This window comes from Acidovorax sp. SUPP3334 (assembly GCF_030159055.1).
In the GTDB taxonomy this organism is placed as follows: Bacteria; Pseudomonadota; Gammaproteobacteria; order Burkholderiales; family Burkholderiaceae_C; genus Paracidovorax.
The window spans coordinates 16,710-33,683 of the sequence record NZ_BQXQ01000011.1; the positions used below are offsets into that span (position 1 = coordinate 16,710).

Here is a 16,974-nt window from a genome sequence, read left to right on the forward strand (position 1 = left end):
GGTATGAAAGCGGGCGGGAGCCTGCTCCGTTGTGGTGACCCGCCGACGTGAGCTGCCCTATGGCGATGCACTTTTTCTGGTTGCCCACCGAGCGGCCAGACGCTATCAAAATAGCGTTCAATCCGCCACTTCCCTCGACCCTTGCCATGACACAGCCTCCTACTGAACTTCCTCCTGGCAGCGAAACGCCAGCCGATCCGCGCAGGGATTCCCTGATCGAGTACCCCTCTTCGTTTCCCATCAAAGTCATGGGCCAGAAAGCGGATGGGTTCGTTCATGCGGTGACGGAACTGGCACGCCAGTTCGACCCGACGTTCGACGCGTCCACCATCGAACTGCGCGACAGCCGTGCCGGCAATTACCTGGGCGTGACCATCACCATCACGGCCACCAGCCGCGAACAGCTCGACGATTTGTACCGCGCCCTGTCTTCGCATTCGATGGTCAAGGTAGTGCTTTAGGCCTGCCATGGAGATTCGCCACCTGGGCCTTGCGGATTACCTCGAGACGCTGCATGCCATGCAGGCGTTCACCGAACAGCGCACCCTGGAGACGCCCGACGCCCTGTGGATCTGCCAGCACGCCCCTCTCTACACACAGGGGCTGGCCGGCAAAGCCGATCACGTGCTTGCCCCCGGCGACACTCCCATCGTAGCCACCAACCGTGGCGGTCAGGTGACATTCCATGGCCCTGGCCAAGTCGTGGCGTACCCGCTGCTGGATTTGCAGCGTGCTGGCTATTTCGTCAAGGAATACGTTTACCGCATTGAAGAGGCCGTGATCCTGACACTGTTGCACTTCGGCGTCACAGGCCACCGGGTGGCCGGGGCGCCCGGCATCTACGTGCGCCTGGACGACCCGGGTAGCCACGCCCAATTGGCGCAGAGACCGCGCAAGACCGAAGGATCCCGAGTCGCGCACGCCGTGCCCGATTTTTCCGGGCTTGGAAAGATTGCGGCTCTGGGGATCAAGGTGTCTCGCCATCGGACCTACCACGGGCTGGCGCTCAACGTGGATATGGACTTGGAACCCTTCTCCCGCATCAACCCTTGCGGCTACCCAGGGTTGCAAACGGTGGACCTTTCTACAATCGGGGTCCACACCACCTGGGAAGAAGCCGCCGGAGTGCTGAGCAAGCAACTCGCCATCCGCCTGCCCCCCTGACCACTATCTGCCATGAGCACTCCTGAAGTCGTGCGCGAAGCGCAAACCACCGCTGCCTACAACCCGCTGGCCAAGCAGAAGGCTGCCGCCAAGCTGTCGCGCATCCCGATCAAGGTCGAGCAGGGCGAGGTGCTCAAGAAACCCGAATGGATCCGGGTGAAGGCGGGCAGCCCCACCACGCGCTTCTACGAGATCAAAGACATCCTGCGCGAGAACAAGCTGCATACGGTGTGCGAAGAGGCGAGCTGCCCCAACATCGGCGAGTGCTTCGGCAAGGGAACGGCCACATTCATGATCATGGGCGACAAGTGCACCCGCCGCTGTCCGTTCTGCGACGTGGGCCATGGACGCCCGGACCCGCTGGACCAGGACGAGCCGCTGAACCTGGCCAAGACCATTGCCCAGCTGCGCCTGAAGTACGTGGTAATCACCAGCGTGGACCGCGACGATCTGCGTGACGGTGGCAGCGGCCATTTCGTCGAGTGCATTCAGCACATCCGCGCGCTTTCGCCCACCACCCAGATCGAGATCCTGGTGCCCGATTTCCGCGGCCGCGACGATCGGGCGCTCGAGATTCTCAAGGCTGCGCCACCCGACGTGATGAATCACAACCTGGAGACCGCGCCCAGGCTTTACAAGGAAGCACGCCCCGGCAGCGATTACCAGTTCAGCCTGAACCTGCTCAAGAAATTCAAGGCATTGCACCCTGGCGTTCCGACCAAGAGCGGCATCATGGTCGGACTTGGCGAGACGGACGAAGAAATCCTCCAGGTGATGCGCGACATGCGCGAACACGACATCGACATGCTGACCATCGGCCAGTATCTGTCGCCCTCCAACAGCCATTTGCCGGTACGCCGCTACATGCACCCGGACACTTTCAAGATGTTCGAAGAAAAAGCCTACGAGATGGGCTTCAGCCACGCGGCCGTGGGCGCGATGGTGCGCTCCAGCTATCACGCGGACCAGCAAGCGCACGCCGCCGGCGTATAGGCAAACAACGCTTGAGGGCGTTTGCCCACGGCCCCCCCTTGCGCCCTGATTGCACCTGGTGGCGTAGCGCCTAATCCCTCAACGCACCCACGGTGAAGCCGATGCGTGTCACCTGCTCGTTGCTGAGGGCGAAAGTGCGCCCGCCATGCATTCGTGCGATGGCGTCCACGATGGCGAGGCCAAGTCCATGGTGCTGGTCGGATCCGTCCCGCGCTGAAGTGCCTCGATAAAAGCGCTCGAACAGCCTGTCCAGCGCCTGCGGCGCGATGGGCGGTCCTTCGTTTTCCACCGCGATTTCCGCGCTTTCGTCCCCGGAGCGAATGGCGATGACAATGACAATGGTGGAGTCTTTGGCGGCATAGCGGATGGCATTGCCCACCAGATTGGAAAGGGCCCGGCGCACCAATGGCACATCCAGCGCCACCGTCGCCTCACCAACGACGATGGCCCGCAGCCCCGCGTCTTCCAAAAGTGCTTCGTGGAACTCCAGCACGGCGCATGCCTGGTCCGACAGGCGGGCCTGCTGACGCGAGCGCAGAAACTCCCCCCGATCGGCTCGCGAAAGAAACAGCATGTCGGCAACGATGCCCGACATCCGGCGGATCTCCTCCAGGTTCGAAACCAGCAGCAGATGCATGTCTTCACAGGAACGGGGGCGCGCCAGCTCGACTTCCGTTGACGCGATGAGGTTCGCAAGCGGCGTCCGCAGCTCGTGGGCCACGTCTGCATTGAACGCCTTGGATTGCGAATACGCCTGCTCCAGCCGCGCCACGAGGGCATTGAATTGCGAGATCCAAGGACGAAGTTCTCGGTCGAATTCCAGCGCTTCGATCGGCACGCTGGGAACGTTCGGCGTGATGCGGGCCGTGCGCTCTGCCAATTGCTGCAAGGGCCGCAGACCCTGCCGCACGAGAAGCATCCCGGTCAAAGACACGAGCAGGGTGCCCAACACGACGGCCAGTGACAGTGTCCAACCCAACCGGCGCAGCAAACGCGCGTCCTGGGTCGTATCGAGTCCAATGCGCACGTCGACACGTCCACCTCCGCCTTTCAGTGCCTCTTGGTACTCATTCCACACCCAGCGTCCACCCTCGGCTGGTGCGGCATGGAAGACCATTCGCCCGTCTTGCTGGATGGACAGGCTCACATTGCTGTGCGACGACAGATAGTCTTCCAGCTTATGCCGCAGAGACAGGGTATCGCTGCCCGGACTGCGTTCGTTCAGCAGATGAAATGCCAACCGTGCCTGCTGCTCCAGCTCTTCCTGGGCCTTTTGTTGAAAGTTCCAGGCCGTCACGCCGTAAACAGCCGCGCAAAGGAGGCTCAGACCGATCAGTGTCTGCAACGCGAACCATAGCGACAGCCGGTGCTGCATCGATTGTGAAACCCGCTTCACGATGGTCCCCGGTCTTCCAGCACATAGCCCATGCCGCGCACGGTGTGCAGAAGCTTCCTCGCAAAAGGATCGTCCATCTTGCCTCGCAGGCGACGCACCGCCACTTCCACCACATTGGTTTCACTGTCGAAGTGCATGTCCCAGACTTGTTCCGCCAGGGTCGTCCGTGACAGCACGCGCCCCTGGCGCCGCATCAGCAGGGCGAGCAAGGCGAACTCTTTGGCAGTGAGGTCCAAACGTGCCCCCGCGCGCTGGCATTTGCGGGCCACCAGGTCGAGTTCCAGATCGGCCATTTTCAGCACGGTGTGTTCTTGCAATTGGCCTCTGCGCAGCAGCGCCTGTACCCGTGCCAGAAGTTCGGAAAAGGCAAACGGCTTGACCAGATAGTCATCGGCACCCTGCTGCAGGCCGCTCACTCGGTCCTCGACCTGATCACGGGCAGTGACCATCAAGACCGGAACGCCTTTGGACTGGCGGATGGCAGCCAGCACGCCGAAGCCATCCACCCCGGGGAGCATCACGTCAAGCAGGATCAGTGAGTAATCCCCTTGGGTTGCGAGGTATCGGCCCTGAATGCCGTCCCTTGCGATGTCCACGACATAGCCATTTTCTTCCAAGCCTTTTTTGACGTAGTCACCCAGCTTGGGTTCGTCTTCAATGACCAGTATGCGCATCGGCCCATCGTATCGCCGGGCCACACGGCGGGAGATTACGAATTTGTCATCTGGCCGTTTGGCAACTGGACGAATGATTTTCTACAGTGACTCCACGCCGACACAACGTCGGCTGCATCCCGACCCGGCGGTTCGGGGCGGATGCCAACCCACCCAGGAGATTGATCATGACCCGTTCCCCCGCTGTTTTTCTGCTTGCCGCGATGTCTGCCGCTCTGCTGCCTTTGGGCGCGTCGGCATCCAACACCATCCACAGCGCCCCGACCGAAAGCGGCTATACCGTCCATCCGCAGCACGCCGCTGAAGCGACGCCCCGAGCCCAGGTGCTTTCGGAACTGAACACCGCACGCAAGGACGGCACCCTGGTGGCCATGCAATGGGGCTTGGTGGCCCCCGCTCAGGAAGCCGCCAAAAGCACCATCACCCGCGAACAGGTGCGAGAGGAAGCAGCACGTGCCGCCAAAGGCAACCTGTTGCGCTACGGCGACCATTGAGCGCATCACAGCCTGATCCACTCCGAGCCTGCAGTCCTCGATTTCAGGACAGCAGGCAATGCCCGGCCCTGTGCCGGGCCCTTCCGGTTGATCGATATACTCACGCCCGATGCGCCGCTGGCTGATGCTCCTTTTGCTGTTTGCGATGCCTTTCCAGCTGAGCTGGGCGGCCGCGGCTGGCTATTGCCAGCACGAGAGCATGGCAGGCACTTCGCACTTCGGCCACCATGAGCACCAGCATGCAGCGGGGGCCGGCGCCTTGGTACAGGATACCGACGCCCCCTCGGACCCCCTGCCGGGCAGCCTGGACAACGATTGCCTGGCATGCCATGCCTGCTCCGCACAGCCCCTGGCCGATACAGCCAGCCTGTTCCCCACAGCTGGCCCGGCCGAAAGGCCGCACCTCCTCTCAGAGCCCTACCGGTCACATGTGGCCGGCGTGCCCACCCGCCCTGCCTGGCCCGCCTCCGCCTGATTCGGCGAGAGACCCCAGGCATGGCCTTCCTTTCTTGATCACAGCCCTTCGCTGAGAACTCTCGCCGAATTCGTCCGCCCGTTTTTTTGCACCCCAGGAGAATTCGATGCACAGGCATTTCGTGTCGCTGGCCGTCATGGCTTTAGCGGCATTCCCGGTCTTTTCACACAGCCAGACCGCCCCCTTTCCTTTCACCTCCACGGCGTCTGCACGCGCCGTCGAGGCCGCCGAGCCTTTGACCCTTGCCAGTGCCATTTCGCTGGCTTGGCAGAACAATCCCGACCTGTCCGCAGCGGCACGTGCCCGCGACGCGGCGGACGGAGCGATCCGGCAAGCGGGCGTGCGGCCCAATCCCGTGCTGGAAACCACGGTGGAAGACCTGCGGCAAGAGCGCCGCACGACCACTGTGCAGATCAGCCAGCCCATCGAACTGGGCGGCAAGCGCACGGCCCGGATCGCAGCGGCCGAGCGAGCGCGCGATCAGGCCGCAGCCGCCGTGCTGGCACGCCGTGCGGACATCCGCGCGGCGGTGATCACCGCCTTCTTCGAAGTGCTGGCCGCGCAGGAGCGTGTTCGCCTGGCCCAGGACTCTGTAGGCCTGGCGCAACGCGCGCTCCATGCAGCAGGCAATCGGGTCATCGCAGGCAAGGTTTCCCCCCTGGAAGAAACGAAGGCCAAGGTGGCTGAATCCAGCGCCCAGGTAGAGCGCCTGCAAGCCGAGGGCGCCTTGCGCATGGCAAAGCAACAGTTGGCTGCCCTGTGGGGCAATTCGAAACCCGTGTTCACACAGGTCGAGGGGCAGATCGACATGCTGCCCACTCCGCCCTCCCCATTGCAGATCGAACAACGGCTGTTCAACGCGCCGGCGTTGGTCCAGGCACGGCTGGAAATCGACCGGCGCAGCGCACTGACGGCGCTCGAGCAAGCCAAGCGGGTGCCCGATATCGCCGTCACGCTGGGCAGCAAGCGCAGCCCCGACGTGGGCGGCAATCAGTGGATCGTGGGCGTGTCTATTCCGCTGCCCATCTTCGACAACAACCAGGGCAACCTGTCCGAGGCCCTGAGCAAGGAAGACCAGGCACGCGACGAACTGCTATCTGCCGAACTGCGGACGGCATCCGAAGTGAACGGAGCGCTGGAAACCATGCACTCATCACGCCTGGAAGCTGAAACGCTGCAACGCGATGCCCTGCCCGGTGCCGAAAGTGCCTACCAAGCCGCTACCAAGGGGTTCGAGCTGGGTAAGTTCAGCTTTCTGGAAGCCCTGGACGCCCAACGCACACTGCTGCAGGTGCGCACCCAGACACTGCGCGCGCTGGCCGCCACGCATCGCGCCGCCAGCGAACTCGACCGCCTGCTGGGCCACGCTGGCGACGACGTGCCCCCTACCGTTTCCTCTGCCCGCTGAAAGCCCGCCATGAGCAATGCACCGAAAAAATCGTCCCCTTCCATGGGAAAGAAACAATGGTTTGTGGTGGGCGCCATCGTGGTCATCACGCTGATCGCCAGCGCATTGATCCTGCGAGGCAGCCCGGGAAAGGCCGGCGCCGCAACGGCCGAGGCCGGCGCCCATGCGTCTCACGGAGAACAAGAGGCGCAAGAATCCAATGACTCGCACGGATCTCACAGCGAGAAAAATACAGGAGAGGACGCCCATGCCGAAGAAGTGTCTGCAAAAGGCCCGCATGGCGGCCAGCTGTTCACCGAGGACGGGCTTGGCCTGGAAGCCAAGGTGTCGGAAGACGGAGGGAAGGCACACCTTGCGGTATGGCTCTCCGAGCAGGGCAAGCCTGCCAAGGCAGACCCTTCCAAAATTTCCGCCACCCTGACGCGACCGGGAGGCGAGCGAGAAACCCTGTCGTTTGTTGCCGATGGCGCGGGACTGAGAAGCGAGCAGGCCATCGAAGAGCCCCACGTCTTCGAGATCGCCTTATCGGTGCAAAAAGACTCCCGCACGCATGCCTTCACACTCCACCAGGAAGAAGGAAAAATTCCGTTGAACGAGGCGCAAGCGAGTGCCGCCGGCATTGCGATCGACACGGCAGCCCCCGCACGCATCCGCGCAGCGCTGCAATTGCCAGGTGAGATCAAGTTCAACGAAGACCGCACCGCGCACGTGGTGCCACGGCTGGCGGGCGTGGTGGAAAGCGTCTCGGCCCAATTGGGTCAGCAAGTTCGCAAAGGCCAGGTACTGGCGGTGCTGTCCAGCCCCGCACTGTCCGAGCAGCGCAGCGAACTGCAGACCGCGCAACGCCGGGCGGAACTGGCCAAGACCACCTACGAGCGCGAAAAGAAGCTGTGGGAAGAAAAGATATCTCCCGAGCAGGACTATCTGCAGGCGCAGCAGGCTCTGCGCGAAGCCCAGATCGCTGTCGCCAACGCGCAGCAAAAGCTCTCTGCCATCGGCGCCACCGCTTCATCGACAGCGTTGGGACGCTATGAACTGCGCGCACCGTTCGATGCCATGGTGGTCGAAAAGCACCTGTCGCTGGGCGAGTCGGTGAAGGAAGACGCCAACGTGTTCACTCTCTCCGATCTGTCGACCGTCTGGGTGGAAATCAGCGTGGCCGCACAGCATTTGCCGCTGGTGCGCATGGGTGAACGCGTCACGGTTCGTTCCACGGCCTTCGATGAGAAAGCGCAAGGAGAGGTCTCGTATGTCGGCGCGCTGATCGGTACGCAGACGCGCATGGCCACGGCGCGTGTGGCGGTGCCCAATCCCCAGAAGGTATGGCGTCCCGGGCTGTTCGTAGAGGTGGAACTCGTGTCTTCGGAGACTTCCGCGCCGGTCACTGTGCTCGCCGACGCGGTGCAGACCGTCGATGAGAAGACCGTGGTCTTCGTCAAGATAGACGGGGGCTTCATTCCCCAGGTGGTTCAACTGGGCCGCATGGACGGCCAGCGGGTCGAGGTCGTCAAAGGCCTGGCCGCAGGAACGGCCTACGCCGCTACCGGCAGCTTCGTCGTGAAATCGCAGCAGGGCAAGAGCTCCGCTACCCACACCCATTGATGGTGCCGCATGTTTGAACGCCTCATTCAATTCTCGATCGCGCAGCGCTGGCTCGTGATGCTGGCCGTGCTGGGCATGGCAGCCTTGGGCCTGTACAGCTACCAGAAGCTGCCCATCGATGCGGTCCCCGACATCACCAACGTGCAGGTGCAGATCAACACCTCAGCACCTGGCTACTCACCCCTGGAGGTAGAACAACGCGTGAGCTTCCCCGTGGAGACCGTCATGGCCGGCCTGCCGGGGCTGCAGCAGACCCGTTCGCTGTCGCGCTACGGCCTGTCGCAGGTGACGGTGATCTTCAAGGACGGCACCGATATCTACTTCGCGCGCCAACTGGTGAATGAACGCATCCAGTCGGCCCGCGGGCAGATGCCGGAGGGTGTCCATCCGGTCATCGGGCCCATATCGACAGGCCTGGGTGAAATCTACCTGTGGACCGTCGAGGCCAAGGAAGGCGCAAAGAAACCGGACGGCCAGCCTTACACCGCCACCGACCTTCGCGAGATTCAGGACTGGATCATCAAGCCGCAACTGCGCAACGTGTCCGGAGTGACCGAGATCAACTCGATCGGCGGATACGCCAAGGAGTACCAGATTGCGCCCAGCCCGGAAAAGCTGCTGGCGCATGGCCTCACGATGGGGGACCTAGTCACCGCGCTGGAACGCAACAACGCGAACGTGGGGGCGGGCTATATCGAACGCCGGGGAGAGCAGTACCTGATCCGCGCGCCTGGCCAAGTGCAATCGATGGAAGACCTGCGGAACGTCATTCTCGGCAATGCCGGCGGTGTGCCGCTGCGCGTTCGGGATGTGGCCGACGTCGGGATCGGCAAGGAGCTGCGCACGGGTGCCGCCACGGACAACGGGCGCGAGGTCGTACTGGGCACGGTCTTCATGCTGATCGGCGAGAACAGCCGCACGGTTTCACAGGCAGTGGACCTCAAGATGAAGGAAATCAACCGGACGCTGCCCGCTGGCGTTCATGCGGTGACGGTGTATGACCGAACGGTGCTGGTGGACAAGGCCATCGCGACGGTGAAGAAGAACCTCTTCGAAGGCGCCGTGCTAGTGATTGCGATCCTGTTCCTTTTTCTGGGAAACCTGCGCGCCGCGCTGATCACGGCAATGGTCATTCCTCTGTCGATGCTGTTCACCTTCACCGGCATGGTGAACCAGAAGGTCAGTGCCAACCTGATGAGCCTGGGGGCACTGGACTTCGGCATCATCATCGACGGCGCCGTGGTGATCGTGGAGAACTGCGTGCGCCGGCTGGCGCATGCCCAGCAGCACAAGGGGCGGCCGTTGACGCGGGCAGAGCGTTTTCAGGAGGTCTTCGCCGCATCGCAGGAGGCACGCCGGCCGCTCCTGTTCGGTCAGCTCATCATCATGATCGTGTACCTGCCGATCTTTGCGCTCACCGGCGTGGAGGGCAAGCTGTTCCATCCGATGGCGTTCACCGTCGTGATTGCGCTGGTCGGCGCCATGGTGCTCTCGGTCACGTTCATTCCCGCTGCGGTGGCGCTCTTCATCGGCAAGACGGTGAACGAGAAGGAAAACCGGCTCATGGGATGGGCACGCCGGGCCTATGCGCCGCTGCTGGACCGAGCCATGGGCGCCAAGCCCGTGGTCATCGCGCTGGCGGCAGCGGCCGTGCTGCTGTCCGGCCTGCTGGCGTCGCGCATGGGCACCGAGTTTGCGCCCAGCCTGGGCGAGGGCGACTTCGCCATGCAGGCGCTGCGCATTCCCGGCACCAGCCTGTCCCAATCGGTGGCGATGCAACAGCAGCTGGAGCGCGCATTGAAAGCGAAATTTCCCGAGATCGAGCGTGTCTTCGCCCGCACCGGCACGGCCGAGATCGCGTCGGACCCCATGCCGCCCAACATCTCGGACGCCTACATCATGCTCAAGCCGCAGGATGCCTGGCCTGCGCCAGCCAGATCGCGAGAGCAACTGCTGGCAGCGATTCAGGCAGAGGTCGAACAACTGCCGGGCAACAACTATGAGTTCTCCCAACCCATCCAGTTGCGGTTCAACGAACTCATCTCCGGTGTGCGCAGCGACGTCGCGGTGAAAATCTTCGGCGACGACATGGCCGTGCTCGACAAGACCGCGCAGGAAGTGGCCGAGGTGCTCAACCGGATCGACGGCGCTACCGAGGTCAAGGTGGAGCAGACGAGCGGCCTGCCGGTGCTGACGGTGAACATCGATCGCGCCAAGACCGCTCGCTACGGACTGAACGTGGGCGACGTGCAGGAAGCCATTTCCATCGCCGTTGGCGGGCGCGAGGCCGGCACCCTGTTCGAAGGCGATCGGCGTTTCGGCATTCTGGTGCGCCTGCCGGAGCACATCCGGACCGACCTGGAGGCCATTCAGCGCTTGCCCGTGGCCCTGCCGCGCAGCGAAGGGGCCGACGCCCGCCCCCGCTTCATTCCACTGAGCGAAGTGGCCACGCTGCAACTGGCGCCGGGCCCCAACCAGGTCAGCAGGGAGGACGGAAAACGCCGCATCGTCGTGAGCGCCAACGTGCGGGGCCGGGACCTGGGCTCGTTCGTGGCAGAAGCCGGGCAGGCCATGCAGGCCGTGCAGATTCCCGCAGGCTACTGGACCGCCTGGGGTGGGCAATACGAAAACCTGCAGTCGGCCACCCAACGCCTGCAAGTGGTCGTGCCCGTCGCGCTGCTGCTAGTGTTCACTCTGCTTTTCGCCATGTTCGGCAACGTGAAGGACGGGCTCATCGTCTTCACGGGCATTCCGTTCGCTCTCACGGGCGGCATCGTGGCGCTGTGGCTGCGCGATATTCCGATCTCGATCTCTGCGGCGGTCGGGTTCATCGCGCTTTCCGGCGTTGCCGTGCTGAACGGGTTGGTGATGATTTCGTTCATTCGTGGGCTGCGCGATGGCGGCATGCCACTGGACGCAGCCATTCGCGAAGGGGCCCTCACGCGGCTGCGCCCGGTGCTGATGACGGCGCTGGTGGCATCGCTGGGCTTCGTGCCGATGGCCATCGCCACCGGTACCGGCGCGGAGGTGCAGCGCCCGCTGGCGACCGTCGTGATCGGCGGCATCCTTTCGTCGACGGCGCTCACATTGCTGGTGCTGCCGCTGCTGTACCGCATCGCCCATCGCCGCAGGGCCGAAGAAACCGAAGAGTCCGGGCAGGACGGGCAGGACGGACACGCAGTCGCTCCGTCCCCATCCACTGTCTAGCCCCGGCGGCGCGCTGGTCTTCGAAAGAAGACGGGCGTGCGAAGCAGCCTTCCAGCGAGGAGGCTGCTGCTCGCCTCAGTTCACGGTGAGCTTTCCCGGGCCGGCGCTGGACGTCACTTTGGCCTTGACCGCCGAAGCGGCATCCAGCGCATAGCCGCCAGCGTAGGGAATGGCCCAGACCGCCGTCGCAAACCCGCACTGGCCGGCGAGGTCGAGCGGCGCGCCGTTGAGCAGCGAGCCGCTGTCGTGGATGGCACCGGTCTTGGAGGACGAGCCGGGGTTCTTCACTACGTCCGCACAGGTCTTTGTGCCGGACACGTCGAACACGTTGTTCTCGGAAAGAATCTGCGCCTTGTAACCCACGCCCACGCTGTAGTTGTGCTTGTAGGGCGCGTCCGTCTTGCTGCCCGCGTAGTAGTTGTTGTACACATGCACCTTGCCGTAGCGCACGCGGGGCGCGCGTTCCATGACTTGGCGGTACAGGTTGTGGTGGAAGGTCACGGTGAGATGGCCTTCCTCGTCCGTGCTGCTGTCCGAAGCTCCGACCAGATGGGTCTTGTCGTGCTGGTCGAAAATGTTGTTGGACACCGTGACGTAATCGCTGGCATGGATCACGTCCAGCGCGCCGTCATGGCATTGCTTGGGCTGCCCCTTCTCGACGGGGGCCTGATCATCGGTGATGGGAGCATCGGTGAATGTATTGTGATCCACCCAGATGCGCTGAGAGCTGTAGATCGTCATTGCATCGAAATCGGAATTCCAACGGCCTTCGCTGCTGCTCCAGACGGGCGCCAGATCGCATGGCGCCACGATGGTGAGGTTGCGCACGATCACGTTGGAAACCCGCTTCATAAAGATGGCGGCGTTGACGATCCTGGCGTCGCCCCCTGCACCGATGAGCGTGGTGTTGCTGGGAATCGTGATGAGATTGCGCGCGGCCTGGTCGGCGCGGCTGACGAACGGCCCTCCATTGTCCGCGGCGGCCATGTCGATGGTGCCGTACACCACGACGATTTTCGGATTCGTCCCGCCTGCGCTCAGCGCGGCACTCAATTGCGACGCTGAACTCACCTTGCTCAGGTACTGCCCGGTGGCGCCCGCACCGCCGGTGGTTCCTCCGCCCTGGCTCGCCCAGCCGTCCGGTGGTGCGGTGTCGCTGGTGTTGTCGGCATGGGCCGCACCGAAAAGTGCGGCGGCCAGGAAGGCGGCGATGGATCGTTGAATCAGCATGGAGTCCTTTGGGTAGAAGTGCGAAGAAGCCGCTGCCTGCCGGCCCTCAATTCACCAGCGTTGTGCCCACGACCTCTTTGGCGGCCTGCCATTGCAACATGGTGCGGCGCGAGGGCTGTAACCATTCAGCCCCGCCACTGTGGCAACGCACTGCCCCTGTCGACCCGGTCACGCCGAAGCCTTGAATGGTCCAGCGAACGCGGCAAAAAGATGCGGCTCTTACACCGCCAGCCGATACCCCACCCCGGTTTCTGTCAGCAGATAGCGTGGCTGTGCCGGATCGGCCTCCAGCTTCTGACGCAGGTGGCCCATGTAGATGCGCAGGTAATGGTTCTGGTCCGACCGCATCGGCCCCCACACCTCGCGCAACAACTGCCGCTGGGTGATCACCCGGCCGGCATTGGCCACCAGCACGGCCAGCATGCGGTACTCGGTCGGCGTCAGGTGGACCTCGGCAGCGCCGCGCCGCACCACACGGGCGGTCCGGTCCACCTCGATATCGCCGAAGCGGAAGACGGGCTCTTCGGCAGTGGGGATGAGCCCATTGCCGCCCGCGGCGCGCGGTCGGCGCAGGTTGGCGCGGACGCGGGCCAGCAGTTCGCCAGTGCCAAAGGGTTTGGTGAGATAGTCGTCGGCCCCGGCATCCAGGGCTGCGATCTTGTCGGCTTCGTCGGTGCGGGCCGACAACACGATGATGGGCACGGCCGACCAACCGCGCACATCGCGGATCAAACCCACGCCATCGCCGTCGGGCAGGCCCAGGTCGAGCACCAGCAGGTCGGGCTGGCGCGTACCTGCGGCAGACAACCCTTCCCGAAGCGTGGCGGCCTCGTGCACATGCCAGCCTTCGGCTTCGAGCGCGCTGCGCACGAAGCGCCGGATCTGCGGCTCATCCTCGATCACGATCACGGTGCGCGGGGCCAGGCTCATGGCGTTCCCGGCGTCCCGGGCTCCTGCGGTTCATCCAGGGGAAGGGGCGGCTCGTCCCGCCGTGGCAGGGTCACGGAGAACTCCGCGCCGCCGCGCTCTGCGCTGGCCGCGGTGATTTCACCGCCATGCGCCTGCACCACGGCCTTGCAAATGGCCAGCCCCAGCCCCACGCCAGGCGTTGCCGACTCCGATTGGCCGCGGGTGAATTTTTCGAACAACGTATTCTCCTGCCCGCGCAGCGCGACGGGCAGGCCAGGGCCATGATCGCGCACGACCAGCCGCAGCGCACTGGGAACGGCGGCAGCCGAAACCTCGATGGGTGGGGCGCCGTATTTGGCCGCGTTTTCCAGCAGATTGACCAACACGCGCTCGATCAGCACGGCATCGAACTCCACCAGTGGCAGGTCCGCGGGAATGTGCGTGATCACTGGCAGCTCCCCCAACGCCGGGCGCGCGGCCCGGATGGCCGTTCCGACCACCTCCTCCACCGATTGCCAGTCGCGCCGCAGGCTCACGCTGCCCCGGGCAATGCCACTTTCGAGGCGCGCCATGTCCAGCAGATTGCTCACCAACGCATGCAACTGGTGGGCCTGCGCCACGATGGCGCGGCCTGCTTCGGCCTGCCCCTCGGCCGGTTGGGTGGGCAACGACTCCGCCAGTGCGATCAGCGCCGTGAGCGGAGTGCGCACGTCGTGTGAAATGGCACCCAGCAGCGCATTGCGAAGGCGTTCGGACTCCATGTCCACCACGGCGCTCTGCGCAACATCCACGTAGTGCACGCGCTCCAGGGCGATGGCGATCTGCCGGGCCAGCGTATCGAGCTGCTGCGCCTGCTCGGGAATCAAGAGCCATCGAGGCTGAGCGGGCTCCAGCGCCAGCACACCCCGCACGCGCATGGGCGCGGTGAGCGGCACGTAGCGCCAGCTCTGCGCGGCCAGCGTGGCCGTGGCCAGCCCTGCGCTCTGCCCCTGGCGCAGCGTCCAGTCGGCGACGTTTGCGTCGAAGCCCGCCGGCAGCGAGTCCGGCAGTGCCAGGCGGTCGTTCTCATCCAACGCCAGCACCTGGGCACGCCCACCAAAGTGCTTTTGCACGGCGGCGGCACCAATCGCAGTGATCTGCTCCACCTGCAATGCGGCAGACAGTTCGCGCGCCAGATCGAACAGCGATTGCGCGCGGCGTTCCCGGCTGGCCGACACCCCTGCCGCAAAGCGCAGCCCGGCGGTGAGCTGCCCCACCAGCAGCCCCACCAGCAGCATGACGCCGAAGGTGACCAGGTACTGCACATCACTCACCGCGAACGACATGCGAGGCGAGACGAAGAAAAAATCGAACGCCAGCACGTTGACCAGTGCGGCCAGTGCCGCTGGCCCGCGGCCGAACCGCATCGCCACGCCCACCACGCCCAGCAGGTACAGCATGACGATGTTGGCCAGTTCAAACACACCGGACAGCAGATGGGTGAGCAGGGTGACGGCCACGCTCACCGCCAGCGACCACACGAAACCAGGCCAGCGGGCCGGCTGGCGCTCTCCGCTGTCGAGCGCGTCGTCACCCGCCCGGCGCCAGTCCGCCTGCGCGAGCCGCCGCGAACTGCTGGTGCGCCCGGCCTCCACGATGTCGAGCGCAGGTGCGGCTGCCGCCAGAGCCTGCGCCAGCGACGGCCTGAACCAGCCCCCACGCCACCAAGTGGCCTGCACCGTGCGGCCCACCACCAGCGTGGCGCAGTTGAGCCGGGATGCATGCTCGGCCAGCACCGGCGCGATCTCGCTGCCGGTCAGCACGGCGGTCTCCGCGCCCAGGGTTTCCGCCAACTGCAGCACGGCCAGCACGCGATCACGGCGCCGGGCATCCAGCCGCTGCAAACGGGGGGTTTCCACATACGCGGCATGCCACCGCACGTTGAGCTGGCCAGCCAGCCGCGCGGCGGTGCGCACCGTCTGAGCGGCCTCCTCGCTCGGGCCCACGCAGGCCAGCAAGGCGCCGGAAGTATTCCAGGCCTGCGGCACGCGGTCGCCAGCTGCGCCCGATTGCTCCACGCGCCAGCCCCGCACGTCGTCTTCGACATGCTCTGCCGTGCGCCGCAGGGCGATCTCGCGCAATGCGATCAGGTTGCCCTTGCGAAAAAAGTTCTGCGCCGCCCGTTCGGCCTGGTGCGGCAGATAGACCTTTCCGGCAGCCAGCCGAGCTGCCAGTTCGTCCGGCGTGGCATCGACCAGCACCACCTCGTCCGCCTCGTCCAGCACGGTGTCGGGCACGGTTTCGTGCACCCGCACGCCGGTGATGGCGCCCACGGTGCCGTTCAGGCTTTCCAGGTGCTGCACGTTCAGTGCGGTCCAGACCTCGATACCGGCGGCGAGCAACTCCTGCACATCCTGCCAGCGCTTGGCGTGGCGCGATCCAGGCGCGTTGGAGTGCGCCAGCTCGTCCACCAGCAACACGCCCGGCCAGCGCGCCAGGGCGCCATCGAGGTCGAACTCGGTGCGGGTGCGGCCCCGGTACTCCAGGCTGCGCGGCGGCAGCACGGGAAGGCCATCGACCAGTGCGGCGGTCTCGCTGCGGCCGTGGGTTTCCACCACGCCGATGAGCACGTCCCGCCCCGCTTTGCACTCGCGCTGTGCGGCGCTCAGCATCGACCACGTCTTGCCCACGCCCGCATTGGCGCCGAAATAGATGCGCAATTTGCCGCGCTGGATGCGCTCTTCTTCGGCGCGCATCTGGGCGATGAGTGCATCGGGGTCGGGGCGGGCGATGTCAGGCATGGGCAGAAAAGCGGATGGGCCCTATTGTGGCGGGCGCCAAACTGTTGGAGGTGCGCCTCGAGGCGTCAGTCACCGCGCCGCATCGAGGGCGAGGTTCAAGGCCAGCACGTTCACGCCCTGATCACCCAGCAGGCCGAGGAAAGGAGCATCGGTGTGCTGATCGATCAGCGCCTGCACGCGCTCCACGGGCCAGCCACGGGCCTTGGCCACGCGGGTGGCCTGATAGCGGGCCGCCGCAGGGCTGATGTGCGGATCGAGCCCGCTGGCCGAAGCGGTCACGAGGTCCACCGGGACAGGGGCCGTGTTGCCGGGATCGGCCTCTCGCAGCGCCTGCACCCGCGCGGTGACCGCTTCGGTGAGCGCGGGATTCAGCGGCCCCAGGTTCGAGCCGCCGGAGGCACTGGCGTTGTAGGGCATGGGCGCGGTGGCCGAGGGGCGGCCCCAGATGTGCTTGGGGTCGGTGAAGTTCTGCCCGATCAGCGACGAGCCCACGGCACGGTCTCCCTGGAACACCAGGCTGCCTGAAGCCTGCCGCGGGAATGCGGCCTGCGCCACGCCGGTGACGACGAGCGGATAGACGACGCCGGTGATCGCACTCAAAAGTACGAAGAGAGTCAGCGCGGGACGGAGGATCTTGGTCAT

14 protein-coding genes are annotated in these 16,974 nt (G+C 64.8%); 8 read left to right on the top strand and 6 right to left on the bottom strand.

The genetic code is table 11. The features are described from left to right. Positions 1–146 precede the first annotated feature (146 nt). From AVHM3334_RS08040 to lipA, 3 genes are read left to right on the top strand one after another with little or no spacing between them, the layout of a single operon-like run. Positions 147–461, top strand: coding sequence for a YbeD family protein (locus tag AVHM3334_RS08040; RefSeq protein ID WP_284411204.1), 315 nt, complete (start codon positions 147–149; stop codon positions 459–461). 7 nt (positions 462–468) lie between these two features. Further along, positions 469–1,164 (top strand): lipoyl(octanoyl) transferase LipB, encoded by a 696-nt coding sequence (gene lipB, locus AVHM3334_RS08045; RefSeq protein WP_284411206.1) that lies wholly within the window; start codon positions 469–471, stop codon positions 1,162–1,164. A gap of 12 nt (positions 1,165–1,176) precedes the next feature. Continuing rightward, complete coding sequence (gene lipA / locus AVHM3334_RS08050; RefSeq protein WP_284411207.1) at positions 1,177–2,157, top strand: lipoyl synthase; 981 nt, start codon at positions 1,177–1,179, stop codon at positions 2,155–2,157. Between the two features lie 70 nt (positions 2,158–2,227). Here the strand turns inward: lipA and AVHM3334_RS08055 are convergent, their stop codons facing one another. Then, positions 2,228–3,553 (bottom strand): heavy metal sensor histidine kinase, encoded by a 1,326-nt coding sequence (locus tag AVHM3334_RS08055; RefSeq protein ID WP_284411209.1) that lies wholly within the window; start codon positions 3,551–3,553, stop codon positions 2,228–2,230. Continuing rightward, entirely contained in the window at positions 3,550–4,227 is a 678-nt protein-coding gene (locus AVHM3334_RS08060; protein WP_284411211.1) for a heavy metal response regulator transcription factor, read from the bottom strand. The genes AVHM3334_RS08055 and AVHM3334_RS08060 overlap by 4 nt, the downstream gene beginning before the upstream one ends. A 167-nt stretch (positions 4,228–4,394) precedes the next feature. Between AVHM3334_RS08060 and AVHM3334_RS08065 the strand changes: the two genes are divergently transcribed. From AVHM3334_RS08065 to AVHM3334_RS08085, 5 genes are all read left to right on the top strand, one after another. Next, a complete protein-coding gene (locus tag AVHM3334_RS08065) occupies positions 4,395–4,721 on the top strand; it encodes a DUF4148 domain-containing protein (RefSeq protein ID WP_284411213.1) in 327 nt (108 codons plus the stop codon). A 109-nt stretch (positions 4,722–4,830) separates the two neighbouring features. Beyond that, positions 4,831–5,196 carry a cation efflux protein, CzcI family gene (gene czcI, locus AVHM3334_RS08070; RefSeq protein ID WP_349816613.1) on the top strand — a complete coding sequence of 122 codons (366 nt, stop codon included), beginning with the start codon at positions 4,831–4,833 and terminating at the stop codon, positions 5,194–5,196. Positions 5,197–5,302: 106 nt separating this feature from the next. Next, positions 5,303–6,604, top strand: coding sequence for a TolC family protein (locus tag AVHM3334_RS08075; protein WP_284411216.1), 1,302 nt, complete (start codon positions 5,303–5,305; stop codon positions 6,602–6,604). Positions 6,605–6,646: 42 nt separating this feature from the next. After that, entirely contained in the window at positions 6,647–8,206 is a 1,560-nt protein-coding gene (locus AVHM3334_RS08080; RefSeq protein WP_284411218.1) for an efflux RND transporter periplasmic adaptor subunit, read from the top strand. Positions 8,207–8,215: 9 nt separating this feature from the next. Continuing rightward, positions 8,216–11,413 (top strand): CusA/CzcA family heavy metal efflux RND transporter, encoded by a 3,198-nt coding sequence (locus AVHM3334_RS08085; RefSeq protein ID WP_284411220.1) that lies wholly within the window; start codon positions 8,216–8,218, stop codon positions 11,411–11,413. A 75-nt stretch (positions 11,414–11,488) separates the two neighbouring features. Here AVHM3334_RS08085 and AVHM3334_RS08090 read toward each other — a convergent pair whose 3' ends face one another. From AVHM3334_RS08090 to kdpC, 4 genes are all read right to left on the bottom strand, one after another. Then, positions 11,489–12,643 carry a pectate lyase family protein gene (locus AVHM3334_RS08090; RefSeq protein ID WP_284411222.1) on the bottom strand — a complete coding sequence of 385 codons (1,155 nt, stop codon included), beginning with the start codon at positions 12,641–12,643 and terminating at the stop codon, positions 11,489–11,491. A gap of 219 nt (positions 12,644–12,862) precedes the next feature. Then, positions 12,863–13,573, bottom strand: coding sequence for a two-component system response regulator KdpE (gene kdpE, locus AVHM3334_RS08095; RefSeq protein ID WP_284411224.1), 711 nt, complete (start codon positions 13,571–13,573; stop codon positions 12,863–12,865). Beyond that, positions 13,570–16,332, bottom strand: a complete 2,763-nt coding sequence (locus tag AVHM3334_RS08100; protein WP_284411226.1) for a DUF4118 domain-containing protein — start codon at positions 16,330–16,332, stop codon at positions 13,570–13,572. The genes kdpE and AVHM3334_RS08100 overlap by 4 nt, the downstream gene beginning before the upstream one ends. A 69-nt stretch (positions 16,333–16,401) precedes the next feature. Beyond that, entirely contained in the window at positions 16,402–16,974 is a 573-nt protein-coding gene (gene kdpC, locus AVHM3334_RS08105; protein WP_284411227.1) for a potassium-transporting ATPase subunit KdpC, read from the bottom strand.

Bases quoted from the DNA above. Each gene is read 5' to 3' on its own strand.
- AVHM3334_RS08040 (WP_284411204.1), top strand. From the start codon at position 147: ATGACACAGCCTCCTACTGAACTTCCTCCTGGCAGCGAAACGCCAGCC.
- lipB (WP_284411206.1), top strand. From the start codon at position 469: ATGGAGATTCGCCACCTGGGCCTTGCGGATTACCTCGAGACGCTGCAT.
- lipA (WP_284411207.1), top strand. From the start codon at position 1,177: ATGAGCACTCCTGAAGTCGTGCGCGAAGCGCAAACCACCGCTGCCTAC.
- AVHM3334_RS08060 (WP_284411211.1), bottom strand. From the start codon at position 4,227: ATGCGCATACTGGTCATTGAAGACGAACCCAAGCTGGGTGACTACGTC.
- AVHM3334_RS08065 (WP_284411213.1), top strand. From the start codon at position 4,395: ATGACCCGTTCCCCCGCTGTTTTTCTGCTTGCCGCGATGTCTGCCGCT.
- czcI (WP_349816613.1), top strand. From the start codon at position 4,831: ATGCGCCGCTGGCTGATGCTCCTTTTGCTGTTTGCGATGCCTTTCCAG.
- AVHM3334_RS08075 (WP_284411216.1), top strand. From the start codon at position 5,303: ATGCACAGGCATTTCGTGTCGCTGGCCGTCATGGCTTTAGCGGCATTC.
- AVHM3334_RS08080 (WP_284411218.1), top strand. From the start codon at position 6,647: ATGGGAAAGAAACAATGGTTTGTGGTGGGCGCCATCGTGGTCATCACG.
- AVHM3334_RS08085 (WP_284411220.1), top strand. From the start codon at position 8,216: ATGTTTGAACGCCTCATTCAATTCTCGATCGCGCAGCGCTGGCTCGTG.
- AVHM3334_RS08090 (WP_284411222.1), bottom strand. From the start codon at position 12,643: ATGCTGATTCAACGATCCATCGCCGCCTTCCTGGCCGCCGCACTTTTC.
- kdpE (WP_284411224.1), bottom strand. From the start codon at position 13,573: ATGAGCCTGGCCCCGCGCACCGTGATCGTGATCGAGGATGAGCCGCAG.
- AVHM3334_RS08100 (WP_284411226.1), bottom strand. From the start codon at position 16,332: ATGCCTGACATCGCCCGCCCCGACCCCGATGCACTCATCGCCCAGATG.
- kdpC (WP_284411227.1), bottom strand. From the start codon at position 16,974: ATGACCAAGATCCTCCGTCCCGCGCTGACTCTCTTCGTACTTTTGAGT.